Origin of the sequence: Kushneria konosiri, assembly GCF_002155145.1 — a bacterium.
Lineage (GTDB): Bacteria > Pseudomonadota > Gammaproteobacteria > Pseudomonadales > Halomonadaceae > Kushneria > Kushneria konosiri.
The window spans coordinates 662,714-686,202 of record NZ_CP021323.1 but is presented as its reverse complement, the minus strand read 5'-3'; the positions used below and the strand labels follow the sequence as shown (position 1 = coordinate 686,202).

23 protein-coding genes and 1 tRNA gene are annotated in these 23,489 nt (G+C 61.0%); 11 read left to right on the top strand and 13 right to left on the bottom strand.

What is annotated here, in order from left to right; translation table 11 throughout:
* Positions 1–164 precede the first annotated feature (164 nt).
* From B9G99_RS03195 to B9G99_RS03185, 3 genes are all read right to left on the bottom strand, one after another.
* Positions 165–1,001 (bottom strand): Tim44 domain-containing protein, encoded by an 837-nt coding sequence (locus B9G99_RS03195; protein ID WP_169712214.1) that lies wholly within the window; start codon positions 999–1,001, stop codon positions 165–167.
* Positions 1,002–1,052: 51 nt separating this feature from the next.
* Positions 1,053–1,835, bottom strand: a complete 783-nt coding sequence (gene yaaA, locus B9G99_RS03190) for a peroxide stress protein YaaA (RefSeq protein ID WP_086620726.1) — start codon at positions 1,833–1,835, stop codon at positions 1,053–1,055.
* Between the two features lie 117 nt (positions 1,836–1,952).
* Positions 1,953–2,990 carry an NADP(H)-dependent aldo-keto reductase gene (locus B9G99_RS03185; RefSeq protein ID WP_086620725.1) on the bottom strand — a complete coding sequence of 346 codons (1,038 nt, stop codon included), beginning with the start codon at positions 2,988–2,990 and terminating at the stop codon, positions 1,953–1,955.
* Between the two features lie 295 nt (positions 2,991–3,285).
* On the opposite strand from B9G99_RS03185, the gene B9G99_RS03180 reads away from it, so the two are divergent.
* Positions 3,286–3,804, top strand: a complete 519-nt coding sequence (locus tag B9G99_RS03180) for a tetratricopeptide repeat protein (protein WP_086620724.1) — start codon at positions 3,286–3,288, stop codon at positions 3,802–3,804.
* A 95-nt stretch (positions 3,805–3,899) separates the two neighbouring features.
* Here B9G99_RS03180 and B9G99_RS16910 read toward each other — a convergent pair whose 3' ends face one another.
* Genes B9G99_RS16910 through B9G99_RS03165 form a run of 4 tightly spaced genes read right to left on the bottom strand, consistent with a single transcriptional unit; the run spans position 3,900 to position 6,029 of the window.
* Entirely contained in the window at positions 3,900–4,133 is a 234-nt protein-coding gene (locus B9G99_RS16910) for a zinc-binding dehydrogenase (RefSeq protein WP_227875910.1), read from the bottom strand.
* Positions 4,127–4,867 carry an NAD(P)H-quinone oxidoreductase gene (locus B9G99_RS03175; protein WP_227875909.1) on the bottom strand — a complete coding sequence of 247 codons (741 nt, stop codon included), beginning with the start codon at positions 4,865–4,867 and terminating at the stop codon, positions 4,127–4,129. The genes B9G99_RS16910 and B9G99_RS03175 overlap by 7 nt, the downstream gene beginning before the upstream one ends.
* 26 nt (positions 4,868–4,893) lie before the next feature.
* Complete coding sequence (locus B9G99_RS03170; RefSeq protein ID WP_086620723.1) at positions 4,894–5,457, bottom strand: LOG family protein; 564 nt, start codon at positions 5,455–5,457, stop codon at positions 4,894–4,896.
* Positions 5,458–5,504: 47 nt separating this feature from the next.
* The gene (locus B9G99_RS03165) at positions 5,505–6,029 is read right to left on the bottom strand and encodes a DUF501 domain-containing protein (RefSeq protein ID WP_086620722.1); all 525 of its coding nucleotides are present in this window, start codon (positions 6,027–6,029) and stop codon (positions 5,505–5,507) included.
* Between the two features lie 188 nt (positions 6,030–6,217).
* On the opposite strand from B9G99_RS03165, the gene B9G99_RS03160 reads away from it, so the two are divergent.
* Positions 6,218–6,553 (top strand): hypothetical protein, encoded by a 336-nt coding sequence (locus tag B9G99_RS03160; RefSeq protein ID WP_086620721.1) that lies wholly within the window; start codon positions 6,218–6,220, stop codon positions 6,551–6,553.
* Between the two features lie 17 nt (positions 6,554–6,570).
* Here the strand turns inward: B9G99_RS03160 and B9G99_RS03155 are convergent, their stop codons facing one another.
* Positions 6,571–7,008 carry a hypothetical protein gene (locus tag B9G99_RS03155; RefSeq protein ID WP_086620720.1) on the bottom strand — a complete coding sequence of 146 codons (438 nt, stop codon included), beginning with the start codon at positions 7,006–7,008 and terminating at the stop codon, positions 6,571–6,573.
* 121 nt (positions 7,009–7,129) lie between these two features.
* Between B9G99_RS03155 and B9G99_RS03150 the strand changes: the two genes are divergently transcribed.
* A complete protein-coding gene (locus B9G99_RS03150; protein WP_086620719.1) occupies positions 7,130–8,302 on the top strand; it encodes a MalY/PatB family protein in 1,173 nt (390 codons plus the stop codon).
* Between the two features lie 64 nt (positions 8,303–8,366).
* Here B9G99_RS03150 and B9G99_RS03145 read toward each other — a convergent pair whose 3' ends face one another.
* Entirely contained in the window at positions 8,367–9,302 is a 936-nt protein-coding gene (locus B9G99_RS03145; RefSeq protein ID WP_086620718.1) for a tetratricopeptide repeat protein, read from the bottom strand.
* Between the two features lie 167 nt (positions 9,303–9,469).
* Here B9G99_RS03145 and B9G99_RS03140 point away from each other — a divergent pair, with 167 nt between their 5' ends.
* Positions 9,470–10,249, top strand: a complete 780-nt coding sequence (locus B9G99_RS03140; protein ID WP_086620717.1) for a DUF3750 domain-containing protein — start codon at positions 9,470–9,472, stop codon at positions 10,247–10,249.
* Positions 10,250–10,593: 344 nt separating this feature from the next.
* Here the strand turns inward: B9G99_RS03140 and B9G99_RS03135 are convergent.
* Positions 10,594–10,670: transfer RNA gene (locus tag B9G99_RS03135), tRNA-Met, on the bottom strand.
* Between the two features lie 38 nt (positions 10,671–10,708).
* Positions 10,709–13,480 (bottom strand): DUF349 domain-containing protein, encoded by a 2,772-nt coding sequence (locus B9G99_RS03130; RefSeq protein ID WP_086620716.1) that lies wholly within the window; start codon positions 13,478–13,480, stop codon positions 10,709–10,711.
* A 248-nt stretch (positions 13,481–13,728) separates the two neighbouring features.
* On the opposite strand from B9G99_RS03130, the gene minC reads away from it, so the two are divergent.
* The 4 genes from minC to sbcB all read left to right on the top strand — a co-directional run bounded on the left by minC (position 13,729) and on the right by sbcB (position 17,116).
* Positions 13,729–14,454, top strand: a complete 726-nt coding sequence (gene minC / locus B9G99_RS03125) for a septum site-determining protein MinC (protein WP_086620715.1) — start codon at positions 13,729–13,731, stop codon at positions 14,452–14,454.
* 44 nt (positions 14,455–14,498) lie between these two features.
* Positions 14,499–15,317: a septum site-determining protein MinD gene (gene minD, locus B9G99_RS03120; RefSeq protein ID WP_086620714.1), complete on the top strand. Its 819-nt coding sequence runs from the start codon at positions 14,499–14,501 to the stop codon at positions 15,315–15,317.
* Complete coding sequence (gene minE, locus B9G99_RS03115; protein WP_086620713.1) at positions 15,314–15,568, top strand: cell division topological specificity factor MinE; 255 nt, start codon at positions 15,314–15,316, stop codon at positions 15,566–15,568. Before minD ends, minE begins: the two co-directional genes overlap by 4 nt.
* A gap of 81 nt (positions 15,569–15,649) precedes the next feature.
* A complete protein-coding gene (sbcB, locus tag B9G99_RS03110; protein WP_086620712.1) occupies positions 15,650–17,116 on the top strand; it encodes an exodeoxyribonuclease I in 1,467 nt (488 codons plus the stop codon).
* 51 nt (positions 17,117–17,167) lie between these two features.
* On the opposite strand, the gene B9G99_RS03105 is transcribed toward sbcB, so the two are convergent.
* Both B9G99_RS03105 and B9G99_RS03100 read right to left on the bottom strand, forming a co-directional pair.
* Positions 17,168–19,915, bottom strand: coding sequence for an insulinase family protein (locus B9G99_RS03105; RefSeq protein ID WP_158521432.1), 2,748 nt, complete (start codon positions 19,913–19,915; stop codon positions 17,168–17,170).
* Between the two features lie 68 nt (positions 19,916–19,983).
* Positions 19,984–20,682 carry an SOS response-associated peptidase gene (locus tag B9G99_RS03100; protein WP_086623250.1) on the bottom strand — a complete coding sequence of 233 codons (699 nt, stop codon included), beginning with the start codon at positions 20,680–20,682 and terminating at the stop codon, positions 19,984–19,986.
* Between the two features lie 205 nt (positions 20,683–20,887).
* Between B9G99_RS03100 and B9G99_RS03095 the strand changes: the two genes are divergently transcribed.
* From B9G99_RS03095 to B9G99_RS03090, 3 genes are read left to right on the top strand one after another with little or no spacing between them, the layout of a single operon-like run.
* Entirely contained in the window at positions 20,888–21,502 is a 615-nt protein-coding gene (locus B9G99_RS03095; RefSeq protein ID WP_086620710.1) for a TetR/AcrR family transcriptional regulator, read from the top strand.
* A 17-nt stretch (positions 21,503–21,519) separates the two neighbouring features.
* Positions 21,520–22,032 carry an MFS transporter gene (locus B9G99_RS16905; RefSeq protein WP_227875908.1) on the top strand — a complete coding sequence of 171 codons (513 nt, stop codon included), beginning with the start codon at positions 21,520–21,522 and terminating at the stop codon, positions 22,030–22,032.
* The gene (locus B9G99_RS03090) at positions 22,029–23,450 is read left to right on the top strand and encodes an MFS transporter (protein WP_227875907.1); all 1,422 of its coding nucleotides are present in this window, start codon (positions 22,029–22,031) and stop codon (positions 23,448–23,450) included. Before B9G99_RS16905 ends, B9G99_RS03090 begins: the two co-directional genes overlap by 4 nt.
* Positions 23,451–23,489: the final 39 nt, after the last annotated feature.

Sequence of the window (23,489 nt, the reverse complement as noted above, 5' to 3'; positions counted from 1 at the left end):
TGCACAGTATCGAATGGTCGATGCAGGGGTAGATCGACAGGCAGGGTAGTGCCCATGAGGGCAACCAGGGGGGCATGCTCGGACAGGTTCGGGAATGATCCAGGGCCGAAGAAAGTGACCCGATGACGAGAACCGCCGCCCGGAAGGGGCGGCGGCAAGGTAGATCAGACGTTGTTCTGTTCGATACCCTGAATATACCAGGGAGACTGATCGCGCACTTCACGAATCAGATGCCAGGTCTCGTTGAACTCGTTGTCCTGACCATCCTCTTTCATGACGCCGTGGAACAGTACGGTCGCTTCGGCCTGCTGACCGTATTCACGCACATCTCCCAGCTCGGCAAACAGACGCACGATCTCGGTCTGGTTGTTGGCGCTTTGCTCGGCACGCTCCTTGCGAAGCAGGTTATAAAGCTCTGGCGTGACAAACTCCTGGATTTTGGCGAAATCGTTGTTGTCCCAGGCGCGCTGCAGATCCATGAAGTGCTCCTTGGCACCGGACAGGAACTGCTCGCGGTTGAACCAGTCGGGCTCGCTGGCCATGGTGGCGCCGCCCATGGCACCAGCCGTGCCGCTGGAGGTGCCACCAAAATCGTGCGCCTGACGCTGCTGAGGCTGTTGATGCGCGTCGTGGGCACCGGTATTGGTGGCTCGACGCCGTGCGGCCAGCACCTTCCAGGCAATAAAGCCCAAAAGCGCGATCAGCAGGATATCCATGAAGCGGATACCGTCGAAGGCGCCGCCGAAAAACAGCGAGGCCAGAAGGCCGCCGGCCATAATGCCTGCCAGCGGGCCCATGAAGCGCGACATGCCACCACCGGCGGCACGAGTGCCCTGCTGGGCCTGCCGTGGCGGTGTCGTGGCCTGACTGCTGCTTGGGCTGGCCGAGCGCGAGTAGCTGCCAAAGCTCTTGCCGCCGCCGAAACGCTTGGCGTCGGCGTGCTCGACCGCCAGGCCAAAGCTCATCAGACCGATGAGCAGGGTAATCAATAGATGACGCATGAGAGATCCTCCCGATAAATGCATCATTGAGTGGTGGTCAACCGACCATCATTACGCTTGCGGCGTCTCGCGGGTAAATACCCAGCTGCGCTGATCCGAAAGCTCCGCGTTGAACCGGTAGCCGCCCCCGTCAAAGGCTTTCAGATCATCGCGCTTTTCAATTCTTTGCTGCACCATCCAGGCGCTCATCATGCCGCGCGCCTTCTTGGCATAAAAACTGATGACCTTGTACTGCCCGTTTTTGGCATCCTTGAACACCGGCGTGATGACATCACTGCCAAGACGCCTGCGATCAATGGCGCCAAAATATTCGTTGGAGGCCAGGTTGATCAGTACCCAATCACCGCCGCTCTCGCGCACGGCCTGATCGAGATCCTGTGTCAGTCGCTCGCGCCAGAACGCGTAAAGGTCGCGTCCGGCCGGGTTTTCAAGTTTCGTCCCCATTTCCAGACGATAGGGCTGCATCAGATCCAGCGGCCTGAGCATGCCGTAGAGCCCTGACAGAATCCGCAGGTGCGACTGCGCCCATTCAAGGTCATCCTCATGCCACCCTGAGACCTCAAGGCCCGTATAGACGTCGCCCTGAAAGGCCAGAATCGCCTGTTTGGCGTTGTCCTGATCAAACGGTGTCTGCCACTGCTCGAAGCGGGCCACGTTGAGCCCGGCCAGCTTGTCGCTGATGCCCATTAACTTCGACAGCGCGTGCGGCGAATAGTCGCGCAGAATGTCGATCAACTGCCGGCTCTGGTCCAGATAATCCGGTTGCGAGGCAATCGTCACGTTGGACGGCGTTTCAAAATCCAGCGTCTTGGCTGGGGACAGCACGCTCAGCATGCAGATTCTCCGCTCATGATGTCACTGATTATACCCCCTCCGGCGCTGGCGTCAGACTGCCTTAAGTCAGTGCCAGGCCAGAGGGGAAAGCCTGTTCCCGGGTGTGCGAAGGAAAGCTCAGGGGCAGGGGTTAGGCAGACGCTTGTGGACGTCTTCGATGGCCTCGATAACCTCATCGGAAAGCGTCATGCCTTCGCTTGCGATGTTGTGATCGAGCTGCTCGAGCGTAGTGGCCCCGATGATGTTGCTGGTCAGGAAGGGGCGCGTGTTGACCCATGCCAGCGCCATCTGGGCCGGGCTGAGATCAAAGCGTCGGGCAATATCGACATAGGCCCAGGTGGCTTCCTCGGCCAGCGTCGAGTTATAGCGCTGGAAGCGATCAAACAGGGTCAGCCGCGCCCCGTCCGGCCTGACGCCGCCCAGGTACTTGCCGGACAGCACGCCAAAGGCCAGTGGTGAGTAGGCCAGCAGCCCCACGTTTTCGCGATGGCTGATCTCGGCCATGCCGATTTCGTAGCTGCGATTGAGCAGGCTATAGGGGTTCTGAACCGATACCACACGCGGCAGATTCATGGTCTCGGCCAAACGCAGGCAGTGCATGGTGCCCCAGGGCGTTTCATTGGAAAGGCCGATGGTCCGGATCTTGCCGGCATCCACGGCTTCCTTGAGCGCCGACAGGGTCTCTTCCAGCGGCGTCGCGTCCGGGGCCTCCTCGTGGTGATAGTCCAGCTTGCCAAAGTAGTTGGCGGGGCGGTCCGGCCAGTGCAGCTGGTAGAGGTCGAGATAGTCGGTATTCAGACGCTTGAGGCTGTCGTCCAGGGCCCGATGGATCTGCGTTCGCGACAGTTTCGGTCCACCGCGCAGGTGTTCCATGCCGCGCCCGGCCCCGGCCACCTTGCTGGCCAGCACGATATCGTCGCGTCGGCCGCGCGCCTTCAGCCAGCTGCCGATATAGGCTTCGGTGCGACCCTGGGTCTCGCCACCCGGTGGTACCGGGTACATTTCGGCCGTATCGATAAAGTCGATACCGGCGGCCAGCGCGCGATCGAGCTGCTCGTGAGCCTCGGCTTCACTGTTTTGTTCGCCAAAGGTCATGGTGCCAAGACAGAGCCGGCTGACCGTTATGCCACTGTCACCGAGAGGACGTCTTTCCATGGGGTCTCCAGAGCCTTCAAAAGCGGATGAACGCCCATGTTAGACGGGTGCTGATGCGCGGGCAAACACAGGGCTTGAGTCACCTCCCGCACAGGCGTATATTGCCGGCCTCGCTGCCCGGGTGCACAACACCCGAGGGTGCGACAACATTGAGGTTATCCCTCTTTTTGTTCTTGTTCTGCAGGTGATGAGTCACCTTCACGGCAACAGTCATTCGCGTCAATGCCCGATCCCTGCCACGCTACAGGTCAGACAGGGCATGAATCGAACGCTGGAACTCACAAGGTTGGTTGTTATGCTGCGGTCTGCTCAAGTATTCACACAGCTTGAATATCGTCTGGCATCGCGTCTGATGCAGGCCCCCTGGCTGGAAGGCTCTGCGCACAAGCGTCGCTTGACGCTTCACCTGTTTCGTCGCTGTGCCAATGCAGGCCACGTGGATGCACTTTCCACCTATGGGGTGATGCTGTTTCGCCGTGGTCAGTCGGCTCGTGACAAGGCCCGGGGCGTGCGCTGTGTCGTGCAGGCGGCCGAGGCCGGTCACCCCGAGGCACAGTACCAGGTCGGGCACATCTATGAGCATGGCTGCACCCAGATCGCACGCCGGGAAGATCGGGCGGTCACCTGGTATGCTCGTGCGGCCGAAGCCGGCCATGCCGGTGCGGCGCAGCGTCTGTCGCGCGCCTTTGATCATGGTGAACTCGGACTGCCGGTTGACCCTGAACGCTCGCGTCACTGGCGCCTGGCAGACGATACTGCACCGGTTGTACGCCAGATGACGTCGGTCTCTGCACGTTCGCCTGCCCTGCAGTAACGTTGTTCTGGATTCTGACCCGGACATGAAAAAGCCCGAATCCAGCGGATTCGGGCTTTTTCATGTCCGGGGTCTGTCACTGTTTCAAGGCAGCTTCAGGCGCCGGAGACGCCCATCAGGACCTTGCCGGTACTGGTGTTCTCTTCCAGATAGCGCATGGCCTCATCGGCTTCCTGAATGGAGAAGGTGCGATCCACCAGCGGCTTGACCCGGCCGGACTCCAGCAGCGGCCATACATGGGCGTGAAGGGCGTCCATGACGCTACCCTTGCCGGCCGGTGAGCGCGAGCGCAGGGTCGAGCCGATCAGGCGCTGACGTTTCATCAGCATGCGTCCCAGATCCACCCGGGTTTCCCGCCCCCCATGAAGCCGATCAAAATGATGCGGCCATCAAGGTTGAGCACCTGCTGGTTCCATTCGATATATTCGCCGGCGACCGGGTCCAGCACCACATCGACGCCCCCCCAGTTCTGGACCGCCTCGACGAAGCTGCCGTCGTGGCGATTCCAGCCGGCTTCAGCGCCCAGTGCCTTGCAGGCCTCGATCTTGTCCTGACTGCCCACGGTGACAAAGCAGGGGTTGTTAAAGGCGCGGCAGAGCTGGATGGCAGCGGTGCCGACACCGCTGGCACCGGCATGCAGCAGTACCCGTTCGCCTTCACGCAGGTCGGCTTCCATATAGAGGTTGAGCCAGGCCGTGGCGAATACCTCGGGCAGGGCGGCCGCATCGCGCAGGGTCATCCCTTCGGGAATGCGCAGGGCCTGGGCTTCATTGACAACGACCTGCTCGGCGTAGCCACCGCCTGAAAGCAGGGCGCAGACCTGATCGCCCACGCGAAAGCGCTCGACGGCCGGGCCGACGCTTGTGACCACACCGCTGACTTCCAGACCGAGAATCTCGGAGGCGCCCTTCGGCGGCGGATAGCCCCCGTCACGCTGAAGCACGTCGGCGCGGTTCATGCCCGCCCAGGCCACATCAATCAGAATTTCGCTGCCGCCGGGGGAGGGCAGATCCTTGTGCTCGCACCATTGAAGGTGCGAATCCTTGACGGCGATGGCATACATCGGTGCTACTCCCGAAAAATTGAGATTTAGTCGAACAGGGCATCCAGCAGATCATTCGACGTGCTGGCGCTGATCAGCGTGGCGCGCGTATCGGCGTTGAGAAAGCCTGCCTCGACCGTGTTGTCCAGAAACTGTAGCAGGGGATCAAAGAAGCGCTCGTGATTGAGCAGCCCAATGGGCTTGCGGTGCAGGCCCAGATAGCGCCAGGTCCAGATCTCGAAAAACTCCTCGAAGGTACCGATGCCGCCCGGCAGGGTGACGAAGGCATCACTGTGGGCGGCCATTTGCGCCTTGCGGGTATGCATGTCCGGCACCCTGATCAGCTCGGTCAGTCCCGTATGGGCCACTTCGCGCTCGACCAGATGATCCGGAATGACGCCGACGACCTCGCCGCCGGCGGACAGCGCCGCGCTGGCACAGGCGCCCATCAGACCGGTCCGCCCGCCACCGTACACCAGTCGCCAGCCGCGCTGGGCAATACCTGTGCCCACGGCTTCGGCCAGCTGCTGCCAGTGCGGTGCATGGCCGCTGCGAGAGCCCATGTAAACGCAGACGCTGAGGCCTTCATAAGGCCGGGTATGGCTGTTCATGATGATTCCTGCTGCTGGTGGTTCACACGGATAACACGGTCCGACGCTCAATTAACGCTTTCGGCAACCTGCGGGTAGTGCTCATCAATCCAGGCGCCGATGGCGTTGTGGTCACTCACGTGATGGGCATACTGCGTATGCAGGCAGCGGACCTGCTGCCAGTTGGTAATGCCGCCGACGCCGCGCTCGGTCAGTGCCTTCGTAAAGCCCAGTCGCTCGATCTCGGCACGCTCCTGCTCGCTTATCCATGACCAGCGCTTTTGTACATAGGCTTCATGGCTCTGGCGATAGGCCTCACGCAGCGCTTCATTTTCCTTGAGATGTGCTTCGAGACGCTTGATCACGCCATCGGCTTCAAGATGCGACAGCGCCACCGTCAGCTCGCGACTGCAGAGCCAGTAAAGTGTCGGGAAGGGCTTGCCTTCTACCAGTGGGGCGACGCGCAGCGCCAGCGGCGTGCCGCGGCTGTCCTCGGCGCTGACGGCCTGAAGGCCGCGCGGCGTGCGTCCCAGCTGCTGCGTAATGATGTCGAGCTGGGCATCGCTGGGGGCGTGGTCGGTACGAATGATCATGGTCGGATAGGCAGTTCGACGTGGGCACAGGGCGCACGATCGTGAAAGGAAAAGAGCAGTCGCTGCATGTGCGAAAACGGGGTTGCATCATAGACATGCCCCTGGTCGGCGGCAAGGCGTGCCCCGCCATCTTATACTGACGGTAAGCCTGGTTGCGAACCTGTCCCGGCCACTGTTATGGAGATGCCATGTCACAACATGAGGACACTCCCTTGAGTTGTTGTGCGCTGTGCGGGCGTCAGGGCGTGGCGCTGACGCGCCATCATCTGATCCCGCGGGCGCTGCACGGGCGCAAGCGGTTTCGCAAGCGCTTCAGTCGTGAGGAGATGAAAGGCGACATTTTGATGATCTGCCGACCCTGTCACAACCACATTCATCGCGTACTCAGCGAGCGCGAGATGGCCGAAAGCTATCACACGCGTGAGGCGCTGCTGACACAGCCCGAGATCGCGGAATTCGCTCGCTGGCTTTCAAGCCGCCCGGCCGGTTTCAAGCCCAAGTCGCCGATTCGGCGCCAGCGCTGAGATCCAATGATCGTCGCTCAAATGAGCCGCTGGGACCCATGATCGTGCCAGGCCTTTGGCAGGCGAGCCTCAAGTGCCGGGGCAAGCCAGCCCGGCAGTGCCTCGACGGCCTGTTCGAGACTTTCCCAGCGACGCAGGCGCACCCACGCCCAGGCCCAGCCGTCACACTGTGATGGCGTCTGCGGCATCGGGTGCGCCGGCATCTGTGAAAGCAGGAAAAGCGCGCTGCGTGTGGCCCATGCCGGCGGGTGATCGGCGCTTTTGCCCGGTGCCGCCCAGCGTCTGAGCGTCTCGCCGTCCGGATCCTGTGCTGGATCTCCAAGCCCTGCAATCCGGGCCGTATCGGCCAGAATGATGCCCAGTTTTTCGGGTGTGGTATCGCCGATCTCGAGCCAGCGCTCGATCAGGGAAGGCAGGCCGGCCATGGCGCTGGTATAAAAGTCACTATCGGTCATGATGGGGTCTGTTCAAAAGCGTGGGATCAATCAAGGGTAACGATGCCGCCGGCATCACGACATCATGCATTCAATCACGTTTCGGTCAGTGTCTGACCGGACTGCATTTCACGGAGACAGCATGACGCAGGACAGTGCCGACTTTGATTTTACGACACCGCTGGATCGGCGCGTGTACCCTACCACCAAATGGCATCTGTATGACGAGGACGTGTTGCCGCTGTGGGTGGCCGACATGGACTTTGCCGTGGCACCGGCCATTCAGACAGCGCTGGCTGAACGTCTGGCGCATCCGGTCTTTGGCTATACGCATGCCGATAAAGCGCTGAAGAAGACCCTTTGCCAGTGGAGTCACGATCGTTATGGCTGGGAGATTCAGGCCGACTGGCAGCACTGGCTGCCTGGCGTGGTGCCGGCGCTGCATGTGGCAAGCCTGGCCCTGACCGAGCCCGGTGACGGCGTGCTGACCGTCACGCCCATCTATCCCCCCTTTTTGAAGGTGGCAGACAATACCGGGCGCACTACCCAGACGGCACCGATGCGTGCTCCGACACAAAACGATCCACTGTGGCGACTGGATTTTGACGCCATGGAAGCCGCTGTGACGCCGCGCACCCGGCTGCTGCTCTGGTGTCATCCGCATAACCCGACCGGACGCGTCTTTGATGAAAAAGAACTCGCCCGGCTGGCGGACTTCATCGAACGCCATGATCTGATTGTCTGCTCCGATGAGCTGCACTGCGATCTGATTCTGGATGGCAGCGCTCACCGGCCGCTGGCCATGATCGAGCCGCGTCTTGCCTCACGTACCATCACGCTCTGGGCGGCCTCCAAGACCTTCAATGTCGCCGGGTTGACCAGTGCCTGTGCGGTGATCAGCGATGATGACCTGCGGGCTCGCTTCAAGCGTGGCTGTCTTGGGCTGATGCCATCTGAAAACATCATGGGCGAGACGGCGGCGAAAGCTGCCTACGCTCATGGTGAGCCGTGGCGTCAGGCGCTGCTGGCACAGCTGCGTGACAACGTGGCGCTGATTGAGTCGTTCGTGGCGCGCTGGCCGGGCGTGCAGATGAGTGTGCCGCAGGCGACCTATCTGGCCTGGCTCGATCTGCGCGAGGCCGGTCTGGGTGAATCGCCACAAAAGGCGCTGCTCAAGCACGCCAGAGTGGCGCTCAATAACGGGGCGGATTTTGGCTGGCCCGGCTTTGCACGGCTGAATTTTGGCACCGAGCGGGCCGTACTGGAAGAAGCACTCACGCGGATGGATGCGCTGCTGGCGCCGTCAGAGGTATAAAACAAGGCGTGAAAAAAAGCGCCCGGCCATGAAGAGGGCCGGGCGCCATGGGTCAGCGCAGGAATCAATACAGCAGGGTAAACATGCGACGACGGTAGGCGACCGTCAGCGGATGGTCGCCGCCGAGGGCATCAAAGACGCGCAGCAGCGTCTTGCGTGCAGCATCTTCGCCGTAGCTGCGATCGCGCTTCATCAGTTCCAGAAAGCCTTCAAGGCCACGCTCATAGTCACCGTCGGCCACGGCGCGCAGCGCGCGCTGGAACTGTGCTTCGCTGTCGTCGCGCGTGCCGATTGCCTCGATCTCTTCCGCCGACAGGGCTTCGCGGGCGAAATCGATCCGAGCACGAACCCCGCGTGCCTTGACACCGTCGCGATGCTCCGGCGGCAGGGCATCGAGAATGCTCAGGGCGTCGTCAAAATGGCCCTCGCGGGTCATGACGCCTGCCATGTCGATGCGATAGCCATGATCATCGGGATAATCGCTGATCAGCTGTGTCAGCAGGGTGCGAGCGGTGGCCGTGTCGCCGGTCTCCAGAGCGTTTTGAACCTGCTCTTCGACGCTTTGTGTGCCACCTTCGGGGGCGGCAATATGCTTGCCGAGCCATTCGCGCATCTGACGCTCGGGCAGGGCTTCGTGCAGCTGATCATAAAGCTGGCCCTGCATGATCAGCTTGACGTCGGGCCCTGAGCGGATGCCCAGCTGAGCGGCGATCTGCGGCTGCTCTTCAACGTTGAGCCTGGCCAGTACGAAGGCGCCCTGATACTCGTGGGCCAGTCTTTCCAGTACCGGGATCAGTGTCCGGCAGGCTTCACTCGAGGGGCCCCAGCTCTGCAGGACCACGGGCATGTGCATCGACCCTTCCAGCACAACCTGCTGGAAATTGGACATGTCGACATCGACGATAAACTGCGAGGCATCGACATTGCCGCCGGCACTCTGACCGGGCTGGGGGGACGGCGCGCCCATGGGTTCACCGGTTTTGGGGTCAACGATCTGCATGATGGCAAACTCTCGCTAAGAGGGATTCTCGGTCCGTTCGAATATAGGTGTTTATGGCGCTGGCCCGGGGCGAATTCAAGACGTCAGACCACACGGGGTGAACAAAACATGCCCAAGGGGCGAGAGATCACCGGGTACTTGCCCGGAGTATTGAAAGGGAGCCTGCCATGACGCTGATTAAATGGCTGGCAGGCCTTTTGGCATTGCTGGCACTGCTGCTGGCGGGACCGGCAGGGGTGTGGTGGCTGGGTGGCATTGATACACAGACCCGCTGGTCAAATGCCGGACGACAGTCTGTCGGCCTTGCGCCCCGAGCCGAGGCATTCGATGGCGCGGTGGTTCAGCTCTACGGGGCCCGTGCCTTCAGCTGGCGTGGCGCCTTTGCCATGCATACCTGGATTGCCGTCAAGCCGGAAGGGGCAAGCACCTATACCACTTATGAAGTCCAGGGCTGGCGCCGGCCCACTGTACGCATGCGTGAGGGCGTGCTGGATCGCGAATGGTTCGGACAGCCTCCGCATCTGCTGGCGGATTTGCGGGGTAGGCAGGCTGCGCGTGCCATTTCTCATATAGATCAGGCGGTCGATGACTACCCCTGGCCGCAGCGCTATCGCGTCTTTCCCGGTCCCAATAGCAATACCTTCATTGCCTGGCTGATTCGTCAGGTGCCCGAGCTTGATGTGGAGATGCCCTCGCTGGCGCTGGGCAAGGACTATCTGATTGATGACCATCATTTTCTGGGGCGGGTGATCGGTCCGGCGCCCAGTGGAACGGGCTATCAGGTCTCGCTCTACGGTCTGTTCGGGATCATGCTGGCACGCGATGAAGGACTTGAATTCAATCTGCTGGGGCTGGTCTTCGGGGTCGACCCGCTGGATCTGGCGATCAAGTTGCCGGGCATTGGACGTCTGGCTCCGACACCTCTATATCAGTCGCAGTATGAATAAAAGGGGCAGTATCTCCGGGAAACTGAAACGGCCGGTTCTGATGCTGGCCCGGCATCGAGGCGGCAGATAGGACAAGGGGATGAAGCCGTCAGTATAAAATCAAGGAGGAACCGACGCCCGTTGTGTGCATGTGTCACGGGCATGGTTTGCCAACTGCCAGGCACCAAAAAGCCCGCTCAGAGGTAGGTTCCTGCAATCTTTCTGTGGAGGGCAGCGGGGGCCGCCGGTGTTGAAATCAAAAGGGAACCGACGACCGTTGTGTGCATGCATCAAGGACAGGCTCTGCCAATCGCCAGACGCAAAAAAGCCGACCCAAGGGTCGGCTTTTGCAATCTGATTGTCGATGGTAGCGGGGGCCGGATTTGAACCGACGACCTTCGGGTTATGAGCCCGACGAGCTACCAGGCTGCTCCACCCCGCATCGACGTGCTGTGCATCTTACGCGTTTTTGCCGCAGTGTCAATCGTTTGTGTCAAATTCCTGCAACATGGTCATGAGTTCGTTCAGGCGAGGAGCGATTCGCGCCCAGTCTTCCTGATCGATCGGACCACTGGCCAGCAATCGATTCTGCAACTGTTCGAGTTCCTCCATGGGGCCCGGCATGTTGCCCATGGCGTCATTGAGACGGGCCACCTGGACGTCCAGCCGGCGAGAGGAGTCTTCACTGCCCAGCGGTGCATCCACCAGCACGGACAGGTGAACACGAAGGTGCTCGAGCCATTCGCGGGCCTTGGCCTGCTCGCCGCTGGCGCGTCGCTCATTGCGCAGGCGATGGGCGTCCAGTGCCTGCGGTGAAAGGGCAAGCGGGGTGTCGACACTGTCGGCGGGCTCGCCCTTCAGGGCGCGGCTGTCTGCGGCGACATGCGCTTCGAGCAGCGGCTGCCACTGCTGCCAGCGTTCGGCCAGGGTGCCCAGCGCCAGACGGTCCAGTCGCTCGCGCCGATCGCGCAGAATGCCTTCCCATCGTTTGAGCATACCGCCGGTGCGAGAGCCGTTGGGCAACGGCATCAGTGCCTCGGCTTCACGTTCGGCATCATCGAGAATGGCCTGATCGGCGGCGCGTTCGGGCACCCACTGGTCCAGTCGGTCGATCAGGGCCTGCATTTGATCAAGTCGACTGTCGCGTTGCTGACGCTGCTGATTACGCTGGACGTTGCGCCGTTCGAAGATGGTGTCACAGTGCTGGCGGAAAGCGCGCCACAGGGCCTGTTCCTCGCCTCTTGGCGCGCGCCCGAGTTCACGCCAGCGGGTCTGCAGTGCCTTGGCCCGATCGGCACGCCGTTCGTCATCGATGTCGGCGTCTTCCAGCGCGCGAATCTCGTCGACCAGGGCCTGTTTGGCCTGAGCGACCGTCCGCGCCTGCTGATCGATCAGGGTCTGCAGCGCTCGCAGCGCTTTTGTAAAGCGCTGACGCAACTCACTTTCCCGATTCCGTGGTACAGGCGACCACTGACGCCAGGCTTCTCTGGCGCGATCGCGAATGGTGCGCAGGCTGTCGGGGTCGGAGGTGGCTGCCGTGTGACCGACCAGCGTTTCCAGCTGTTCACAGAGCCGCTCACGTTCGGCCAGATTGGTCTCACGCTGCTGATCGCGGCGCTGGTAGAACCCGGCCAGCTGCTCGCGGACCTGATCAGAGGCCTGACGAAAACGCGTAGAGCGATCTCGTGAGGCTGCAGCATCGCCCAGCGCCTTCCAGTCACGCACCAGACGACGGTGCTGCTGATCACGAGCGGTTTCGTCCAGATCGGCGGCTGCAAGTCCTTCCATTCCCTCGATCAGCTGCTCGCGCTTGGGGGCGGCTGCAAAGTTGCGCCAGTCGCGCAGCTCATGGGTGCGCTGACCCAGCTGGTTGAGCCGGGCCTGCAGGCGGTCGCGGTGATCGGGCGCAAGCCGCATGCGGCGCTGCATCAGGCTATCGAGCAGGCGCGTGGCTTCCTGCAGCTCACCGCGATCAAGCTGGCTTTCCAGCTGGTCCAGCGACTGCTGAAACTGCTCAGGGTCGAGGCTGGGGCGGGAAGACGGGGAACTGTCGTCCGACGCGGGAGGTTCGGGAAGGTGCGTCAGCAGTGTCGGGCAGGGGAGTCCCTCCGGCCAGGCGATGGCCCGCCTTGAATGATCGATGGCCTTGAAATCGCGGCTGTCGATGGCGCTGCGCAGGGTCTGCTCATGTTCTTCGAAGCGCTGCCAGGCGGCGGCCAGCTCGCCGGCCTTCTGGAACAGCGCTTCGAAATGTTTCTGGTCTTCCTGGCTTGGGGCGATACGATCAGTGAGATCTCGCCACTGTTCGGCCTGCAATTTGAAGTGTGCCTGCAGCTGGGCCACATCCTGAGCATCAAGCGTTGCGTGATGCGCAAGATCCTTCAGGGCCTGTTCGAGTGAGCCAATGATGCGCTGGCTGTCGCGGCGAGCCATGTCCATGGCCTGCTCACGTGCGCGCTCTTCGCGCTCGGCATTGTCATGCTCGATCACGCGAGCACTGGTGACCTGTTCCACCTGGTGAAATTTATGACGCTGCGATTCGTCGGCATCGTCAGCCAGCGAGCGCCACTCGCGCACCAGGTGGCGGTAGCGCGCCGGCAGCATGGGTTCCCACTGCTGATCGGACAGTCGGGTCATGGCGGCAATCAGGTCATCTCGGCGCTGTTGTCGGGCATCCTGCTCGCGGCGCTGGTCGCGGCGCTGATTGAGCCGGTCGCGAGCGCTGCGCATGATCTGCTTGTCGCGCCGCGCTTCCCGCGCCAGACGTTCGAGTCCTTCATCGCTGTCGATGCGCTCGGCAGCGGCCTGGCGGACGCCGGCAATCGAGTTCTGGCAGGCCTGCTCGATCAGAATCGATTCATCGTTGATGCGCGCAAGCGCGGCCAGCCGCAGCTGCTGGTTGTCAGCGTGCGTGGCCATGTGCGCAATAAGGTCAGGCCTGTCGATGGTGTCGACTACCTGCTGTCGTTGTTCCAGCGACAGCAGGGTGCGCTCCTTGCCGGTCAGGGTGTCGAGCAGCGTGCGATAAAGCCCGGTGCCCGGCTCAAGCGTGGACAGCAGCGTCTGATAGCGCTCCGGGGTTGCCAGGCGAGCAAGGGCGGCATGACGAACGTCGGGATGTTCATCATGAAGCAGGGTTTCGAGTTTTTCGCGATCGCGCTCGACCGTCAGGCCGGCGATGGCCTCCTGGCGAACATGGGGGTCATTGTGACGCCAGCGCGGCGCAAACAGACGTTGTAGAAATCCGGGCATGAGATCGATGTCTTTCCAGGCAACTGGCGGTGGCTGAGTACCGGGCGATATGGGCGTTTGGACGTCAGGGGATGATAACAGGCCTGCACACGTGTGGCGTAGGGTTACCTTTGTGGCACAGCACTCTCTCAATAAAGGCGTCGGCAACTGGCGACACCTGACAGACGTCAGCACACCCCGTATGATCGTTGGTCGGAAACACTATCATCGCTCAGGGCGTTCATTCATTATCCGACAGGAAACCGGGCATGAGTCTCAAGGTGGATCAGACGGCCACTGCCTTTACGTTCAAGGGCGGCATGCTGCCCATGACGGTCATGGAGCTTAACAGCCCAGATCCCGAGCGCATCAGTGCGCAACTGGCAGGCAAGCTTAGCCAGTCGCCGGCCTTTTTTCAGCATACGCCAGTGGTATTGAGTGTTGAAAAACTTGATGATACCTCACTGGCGCTGGAGCGTCTTTGCGCCGTGTGTCGTTCTCACAAGCTGTTGCCGGTGGCCGTCAGAGGCGGCAACGAAGGCATTAAACAGTCGGCATGGGCGCTGGGGCTGGGCTGGTTTCCACCTCAGGAATCACGCGAGGCGCGTACACTGGCATCGGTAACGCCACCGCCGCCGCAGACGCCCGTGATGGAAGAGGTTGGCAGTGGCGGTCGCATCTTCCGCGGAACGGTACGCTCGGGTCAGCAGATCAGCGCCGCTGAAGGCGATCTGGTCGTGGTTGGCGCCGTCAATGCCGGCGCCGAGGTGCTGGCCGCCGGCAGTGTCCACGTTTATGGGCCGCTGCGCGGGCGAGCGCTGGCAGGCATTCATGGCGATCGTGACTGCGGCATCTTTTGTCATGAGCTGCATGCCGAACTCCTGTCGGTCGCCGGCAATTACAAGCGCCTTGAGGATATCGATCCGTCACTGCTCAATACGACGGTTCAGGTCAGACTGAGAGACGATCAGTTATCCATAGAAGCACTCGTCTGACCGCGAAGCCCCCCTTACAACGCAACAGTTACAGGAAGCGCATTTTGGCCAGGATCATCGTCGTTACATCAGGAAAGGGCGGGGTCGGCAAGACCACCAGCGCGGCAGCCATCGCTACCGGTCTGGCCTTGAGAGGCAACAAGACCGTCGTTATCGATTTTGATGTGGGCCTTCGAAATCTCGACCTGATCATGGGCTGCGAGCGTCGTGTGGTTTACGACCTGGTCAATGTCATTCAGGGCGAGGCGGGGCTCAATCAGGCCATGATCCGCGACAAGCGCTCCGACAATCTTTATATCCTTCCGGCCTCGCAGACGCGCGACAAGGATGCCCTGACGCTTGAAGGCGTCGAGCAGGTGCTCGAAAAGCTGTCGGAAGATTTTGACTATATTGTCTGTGATTCGCCGGCCGGTATCGAGCGCGGGGCCCAGCTGGCGATGTATTTCGCCGACGAGGCGATCGTGGTGACCAACCCGGAAGTTTCCTCGGTGCGCGACTCCGATCGCATTCTGGGGCTTCTGGCCTCCAAGACCCGCCGCGCCGAACAGGGTCAGGACCCGGTGGTCGAGCGTCTGCTGATTACCCGCTACGACCCCAATCGAGTCGACAGCGGTGATATGCTGAATCTGGAGGATATCCAGGAAATTCTGGCGATCAAGCTGATCGGTCTGATTCCGGAGTCCGAGGCGGTGCTGCGTGCCTCCAACTCAGGGGTGCCGGTAACACATGATCAGGACAGCGACGCCGGTCAGGCCTATAGTGATACCGTGGCCAGGCTTTTGGGTGATGAAAAGCCGCTACGCTTCCATCTACTACAAAAGAGAAGTTTTCTGAGTCGGATCTTCGGCGGGGGGCGTCGGTGAAATTACTGGAATTTCTAAAGCGTGAGCGCAAGAAGTCTGCCTCGGTCGCCAAGGAGCGACTGCAGATTATCGTGGCCCATCAGCGCGGTCAGCGTGGTCAGCCTGATTATATGCCGATGCTGGAGCGCGAGCTTCTTGAGGTGATCCGTCGCTATGTTCAGGTTGATCAGGACGCCATCAACATCAGTCTGGACAGTGAAGATGACTGTTCGGTGCTTGAGCTGAACGTGACCTTGCCCAACCGAAGCTGACGAAGTCTTGCACCCGGGCGCCTCTTCAACGATGAACATCGTTGAAGAGGCGCTATCGTTTATTTGCTCGCCCCGTGATCCCTGTCTGGAGCCACTGCCTTGTCGGTCAGCTTTCTTTTTCACGACTACGAGACTTTCGGTGCCGACCCGCGCCGCGATCGTCCCTCCCAGTTTGCCGCCATTCGAACCGATGAGCAGTTCAACGAAATCGGCGAGCCTGAAATTCTTTACTGCCGTCAAAGCGATGACTATCTGCCCCAGCCGGTAGCGTGTCTCCTGACCGGGATTACCCCACAGCAGGCCTCGCGTCGCGGTCTGCCCGAGACCGAGTTTGCCGGGCGTATCCTCGAGATGATGCAGCAGGGCAATACCTGCACGCTGGGCTATAACTCACTGCGCTTTGACGATGAGGTGACGCGGCATCTCTTCTACCGCAACTTCATCGACCCCTACGCGCGTGAATGGCAAAACGGCAATTCGCGCTGGGATCTGATTGATGCCGTGCGTGCCTTCTACGCGCTGCGCCCTGAAGGCATCGAGTGGCCCACCCGCGAGGATGGCAATCCCAGTTTCAAGCTTGAACGGCTCAGCGTGGCCAACGGGATCGAGCATGGGGACGCGCATGATGCGCTGGCTGACGTGCGGGCCACCATTGCACTGGCGAAGCTTTTGCGTGCGCGCAACGAGAAGCTTTTTGACTATCTGCTGGGGCTTCGCGACAAGCGACGCGTCGCCTCACTGCTCGACATCAACACCCGAAAGCCCATGCTGCACATCTCGCGGCGCTATCCGGCCAGTCGGGGCTGCAGCGCGCTGATTGCACCGCTGGCCATGCATCCCACCAATCCCAACGGGGTGATCGTGGTGGATCTGGCCATGGACCCGGCGCCGCTGTTCGAATTGAGTCCTGAGGCCATTGCCGAGCGTGTCTTTGCCAGCGCCGATGAACTGGCAGAGGGCACATCACGCATCCCGCTCAAGGTCATTCATCTCAATCGCAGCCCGGTGCTGATGCCGATCAAAGCCGTGGATGATGCTGTCGCCGAGCGTCTGGGGATCGACCGGGAAGCTGCCGAGCGACACTGGCAGCAGCTCGCCGGCAGCGCCGATATTGCCACCCGCGTGGCGCAGGCGTTCAGCGGGGCACCCCCCGAGCCGCCGGCTGACCCCGATCTGATGCTCTATTCGGGCGGTTTTTTTTCCAATAGCGACAAGCGCGAGATGGGCCGCATTCGCCAGACGCCGGTCGAGGCGCTGGAAGCACTGCGTCCTGCCTTTCAGGACGGTCGACTGGAGGAGATGTTTTTCCGCTACAAGGCGCGTAACTATCCCGAAGTGCTGACAACCGAAGAGCGCACGCGCTGGGAAAGTGATCGCTGGGAACGCATGAACGACCCGAAGATTGCGGCCATGACGCTGACCGGATTTGCTCGTGAGATTGAGCGAATCAATGGTGAGCTCGGCCACATGAGTGATCGTGAGCGGCAGTGCATCGAGGAACTGGTGATGCACGTCGAGGCCATGATGCCGCCGCAGGCCTTTGGCTAGGCCTGCGAGGCTGGTGAAGCGCGCCTTTGACGGCGCGCTGCTGATGCTAAATTACGACATAAGCGTTAAAAAGGACTGCCAGGGGGCATCCATGAGGTTGGCCGCCACCCCGTCATCAGCACCGGCCAACAGCACCGGGCGTGATCGCAGCGCCTGCCAGGCCGCGCGAATATCCTCGCTTCGCTGAGCGCTGACGGCGGCTGCCAGTTGCTCGCGACGGTCAAAACCGGTCCAGCCGTGTGCCAGTTCCTGCCAAAGACGCGCGGTGATCTGGCCCAGGCGCTGCTCACGCTCCACAAGACGCTCCGCCACGGCCTGCTGATAGGCCACCATTTCAGCATCTCCAGTACCCATCACAAGCTCGTCAAACCCTTCCAGAAACTGCTCAATGCGCGAGTTCAAAACGGTTGTGTCGTGATCCGGTGACTGCACCAGCAGCGCAAGCCCCGGCGCATCAATCAGTGGCTGATAGCGCGCCGAGACGACATAGCCAAGCTGCTGATCGGTTCTGAGCTGATTGAAAAAGGGCGCGCTGATCATCTGTCCCAGAATGGCCATGCGGGCCTGATCCTCCAGCGACCGACCCTTTCCCTGTAAATAGTACAGTACGCCTGAATCGCCGCGTCGGCTTTGAGGGCGCAGCATTGGCGGGGTGGCCGTCGGGGACAGTACGCTCAGGTCGGGGATGGCCTCGGACGTTACTCCCGGCGACAGCCTGGCCTTGAGGGTTTCTCCCATTTGTTGGGCAAGCTCGATGCTGGTGTCGCCGGTGGCAAGCGCCTGAACATGCAGCTCGCCCAGCCATTGGTGACGAAACTCCCGAACAGCTTCGGGCGTTATTTCTTCCAGCGCGGCCAGACGCGCCTCGCTGGTCCAGCCCGGGGTGATCATGGCCTGAATCAGCGCACGATTGAGCTGCTCGTGCAGGGCCGAGCCGGGCTCATCCTGCCAGCGACGCTTGAGGCTGCGACTGACGCGCTGAAGATGGTGGGTATCCATCTCGGCGTGCATGAGCTGATCGAGCACCTGTGACATCACCAGTGTCTGGCGATCGCGCCAGCCTGAAAAGGAAAGTGTCATGCCGCGCGCATGGGCATGAGTGCTCACGCCCTGTCCGGCAAGGCGTGCCGGATAAAGTGCATCGGACAGGCTGTCTTCCAGCCAGCGCGCCAGTAGCTCGGTCAGCACGGATTGTCGAACATCCTGCCCCGCATGCGGGCTCTGCAGACTGATGCGCCACTCCACCCGTGGTGCGCCAAAAATGCCCGTGGCATGCAGCCAAAGATCCATCCCCGGTGTGTCGAGAATACACCGGGTGGCCTTTGAATCCTTGTTGATCAGCTCAAGATCCCGGGCGATAAACGCGTTGGGCTGTGGCAGTGCCAGGCCTTCAAGTGTGGTCTCAAGCTGGTTGTGATGGACGGAGACGTGCTGCCAGGGGGTGTCGAACCAGAGGGATCGCTGCTCGCCGGTCACCTCGGGGCCGGTATAAAGGCGCAGTAGTCGGTCGGGTGTCAGGGCATCGAGATAGTCATGAATGCGCGCTGCGTTGAAACCTTCCATCAAAAAGCCGGCCCGGCGTACTTCCTCGATCGGATAGCGCGCCATGGCCACCGAGAGCGCCGTGGCCTGCTGGGCGGGCGCCTGGCGCTGCTGAAAGCGAAACTGCTGTTCGACGCCCCGTGCCTGCTCATCGTAGCGCCATGATTCGACACCCTGATCGCGAATCAGGTTGATCCAGTCCATCAGGGCGGCCTGGATCTCATCGAGATGTTCGCAGCCTTTGGGCGTGAGCTCGATGTTGACCATCAACAGCGCGCGCTGGCCGTCGCCACGGGCACTGCCGGCCGAGAGGCTATCTGCCCAGCCGCGCTGGCGCAGGCAGGCCAGCAGACTGCCGGGTGCTTCATGGCCGATCATGTGCGACAGAAACGAGACCGGCTTGAGTCGATAGTCCTGTTCAGGGTCGGGAATGGGGAAGAGAAAGCGGACCTGATGCTGCTGGTTCAGCGACTGTGCGGCCATGGCCATGGGCAGCTGATCATCGAGGACCAAGGGGTGATCAATGGAGCGTCGGCTCAGGCCCCGGTCAGGCACCTCGCTGAAAAGCTCACGAGCCAGAGACGACAGCGCCTCCAGCGGCTGCGGGCCGATCAGCACCAGTGACATGGTATTGGCATCGTAGTGCGCGTCATGAAAGGCCACCAGCGCTTCACGAAGGGTCTGGTCGGGAAGATCCCTGAGTGTGTCGAGATTGCCGATGCTGAAGTGGTTGTAGGGATGCTCGGAGTTGAGTGCCTGGCTCAGGGCATCCTCGATGCGTCGGCCATCGTCCTGCAGGCGCGCCTGATATTCGGCATTGACGGCGTGACGTTCGCGCTCGACATAGGTCTCATCAAGCGTCGGCGCAATAAAAAAGCGACTAAAACGCGCCAGTGCCGGAGCAAAAGCCTCGGGTGCAATGTCAAAGAAGTAGTTGGTATCCCGAGGAGCGGTAAAGGCGTTGTGATGGCCGCCATGAGCGCTCAAAAACTGCTGATAGTCGTTGGGGTCGGGATAGTGGTCGGTGCCCAGAAACAGCATGTGTTCCAGAAAATGGGCCAGCCCTGGAAAGCGGACGGGATTAAAGGCGCTGCCGGCGGCCACATTCATGGCGGCCCCGGCGCGCTCAATCCTGTCGTCGTGAACCAGCAGCACCTGCAGTCCATTATCGAGCATCAGCGCTTCATAGGTGGCGCTGTCGCCCGGTCCCGGAATGATGTGGTGGCGCTGTTCGCCGCTTGCAGAAGGATTCGTCATGAGTATCCATATTGCTCGCGCGCATGGGACATACCTGCCCCGTGCGCTGAAAGTGTTCGGGTGACCGGCTAGTGCCCGGTGACGTGAATGGCGCCGCGTGTGGCGGTCAGCATGTGTCCGGTGGGGCGTGCACAGTGCCATTGCTGATTGGTCGGGTCATTGACCAGCCGTTCGACCGGGAAGGCGCCGAGCAGAGCCGGTGGCGCCGGGGCAAGCAACGCGCGTGCCTGAGTCAGTGGTGTCTCGGGCGACAGCCAGGGGCCTGCCTGATCGGCATCGATGACGGCAGGGAAGCGGTCGGTCAGCGGCGTAAGTGGTGCATCGACGTCCACGGTGATCAACGCCATGGAGTCAAAGGCCGTTCGGGTATCGGTCATGTATCGACACCAGATGCCGGCCAGCATGAACGGGGCGCGATCGACCCGGGTAATCAGAAAGGGCTGTTTCTGGCGTGGCAACTGTTTCCAGATATAGACGCCGGAGACGGGAATCAGGCAGCGTCTGGCACTGAAGGCCTCACGAAACATGCGTCTTTCATCCAGTGATTCGGCGCGGGCACAGTGTGGCGCGTGATCGAGCACCTTGAGCCAGGAAGGCGTCATGCCCCAGAACGCGCGCCCCAGATGGATGTGCCCCTGTTCCAGGCGAAGCATCGATAGCCAGTGTCGTGGTGCAAGATTGGGACTGGCCACGACAGGCTGGTCAACCACGACATCATCGAGAAGCCGGGCGGTATCCAGTGCTTCAATATACAAACGCCCTGCCATGGCAATCGCTCCCGAGGACATGAAAATGGTGGACAGTACGGACGTCTTGTCATGACAGTCCCTGAAATATCATGTATCCGTATACAAGCGTTGTTTACCGGCCGTGTGTTTCAAGCATCCCTGATATCTCTTGCTTTTGAAAACAGGCTGGATATGCTGTATGAAAACAGTGTTCGATCACAAAATATAACAGACAGGAATTTTCATGGCGCGCCCAAGACAGCATTCACCGGAGGAGCTGCATGCCAGCGTCATGGCGGCATGCGACAGCTGGCTCAAGGATCATCCCATCCACGCCCTGTCACTGCGTTCCATCGCTCGCGATGTCGGCTGTGCGCCCAGTACGCTGCTCAAACTCTATGGCAGCTTCAACAATCTGCTTCAGTACGTCAACCTTGAAACGCTGGACAGTCTGAAAGAGCAGATTGATACCTTTCAGGCCGGCACGCCCGATGAGCGTCTGAGCGCTCTGGCCAGAGCCTACTGGAGCTTTGCTCACAGTTATCCGTATCGCTGGCAGCTGCTGTTTGATTATCCGCTGGCCGAGGAGGGGGAACTCGATACTCGCCAGGGCAGGATGATCGAGGCGCTTTTCCTGCGTGTCGAGGCCACGCTCAAGGAAGTTCAGCCACAGATGGCAGACCTTGAGGCCAGCCGTCTGGCGCGTACTCTCTGGGGCAGCGTGCATGGCCTGGTCCAGCTGGGACTCAACGAACGCCTGGGCTATGGCCAGGGGCAGGCGCTTGAGGTGACCGAACTGCTGGATCAGCTTTTGTATACCATACTGGCCGGTCTGCGTGCCGGGGGGGCAGCTCATTGAGAAATGTCCTGAGCCTGATGAGCAGCCGTTTCTTTGCGCCCTTTTTCTGGACCCAGGCGCTGGGCGCCTTTAACGATAACGTCTTCAAAAACGTGCTGTTGTTGCTGGTCACCTTTGTGGCCGTGCCTCGTCTGGGCTGGGATGCCGGGTTGATCAACAATCTGGCCGCCGCGCTTTTCATTTTGCCCTATCTGTTGTTTTCGGCCTGGGGCGGGCAGCTGGCCGATTACCGTGACAAGCGGCAGTTGATCATTGCACTCAAGTGGCTGGAGCTGGCCACCATGACCTGCGCTGCACTCGCCATCTGGCTGGATGCTTATGCCCTGTTGCTGGGGCTCTTGTTCATGATGGGGACCCAGTCGGCGCTTTTTGGCCCGGTCAAATATGCCATTCTTCCTCAGCATGTACAGCGTACCGAGCTGGTGCAGGCCAATGCCTGGGTCGAGATGGGCACGTTTCTGGCCATTTTGCTCGGCACGCTTGGGGCCGGCATTCTTATGGCGTTGGGGGGGAGCACACGCGCATATTGATCGGTGTCACGCTGGTAGTGGTTTCGCTATGCGGACTGGGGGCGGCCCTGCTGGTCCCCCCGGCGCCGGCCCATTCTCCGGGTCAGCTGAAGTGGCAACCCTTTCGAGGCTCCTGGCAGGTGCTCTCGAACGCCTGGCAGTCTCCCGGCATCTTTCGAGCCCTGATCGGGATCAGCGTGTTCTGGTTTTTGGGCGCCTGTTATCTGACCCAATTGCCGCTCTGGACCAGTCACGTTGTCCACGGGCAGGCCGGGGCGGTGACCATGTTGCTGGCGGCCTTTGCCGTGGGCGTCGGGCTGGGGTCGCTGATCTGTGCCCGTCTGTCAGCCGGTCGACTGGAAGTGGGGCTGGTGCCCATCGGTGCCCTTGTGCTGGCGCTGGCGGGGCTTGATTTTGCCCTTCATCCCGCCATGGGGGATGGTGTCAATACTCTGGCAGAGCTTGTGGGCATGCCGCGTTTCTGGTGGATGCTGCTGGATCTGATCCTGATCGGGATTGGTGGCGGGCTCTATATCATTCCGCTCTATACGCTGGTACAGATTCGAAGCAGCGATGAGCATCGGGCACGCATGATTGCTGCCAACAATATTCTCAATGCCCTTTTCATGGTGCTATCGGCAGCCTTCGGTGCCGTAATGATTGGCGTTCTGGGGGTTTCCCTTCATACCTTTTTTGCCTCGCTGGCGCTCATTTCTCTGATCACGGCGCTGGTCTGCGCGGTGCTGCAGGCGCGCCCCATGATGCGCATCAGCATCTTTGTACTGGTCAACATGTGGTATCGGCTGCGTATTCGGGGGATTGAAAACATCCCTGACGAAGGGGCCGCGATAGTGGTCTGCAATCATGTCAGTTTCATGGATGCACTGGTCATGGGGGGCGCCAGCCCGCGACCGCTACGCTTTCTGATGGACAAGCCCATCTATGAATCGCCCTGGCTCAACTGGTTCTTTCGCATGGCCGGCGCTATTCCGGTCGCCTCGGAGCGGCGTGATCCCAAGGGAATGCGTCGGGCGCTGGACATGGTCAGCAAGGCGCTGCAAAACGGTGAAGTGGTCATGCTCTTCCCCGAGGGGCGGCTGACCCGCAATGGTCACATGAACGAGTTTCGCCGAGGGGTTGATCTGATTCTCAAGCGTGACCCGGTACCCGTAGTGCCGGCAGCACTGTCCGGGCTCTGGGGGTCATGGTCGTCGCGTTACGACGGTATGCCCTTCAAGGGAGTGCCCAGACGTTTTCGTGCGAAGGTTTGTCTGAGTTTCGGTGCGCCCATGGCGTCCGAGACATCAACCCGGGAGTCGCTGCAGGCAAGCGTTGCCGCGCTCAAGACCAGTATTGATGGGTACGCTCATAACAAGCCCTTTCGCGATCCGGAAGCGCCGATGGAACATGGCGACATGGTTCGTCAGGAGCAGAACTGAAATCTGGTTGAAATAGGGAGGGCGGTCACCTGTTGGTTC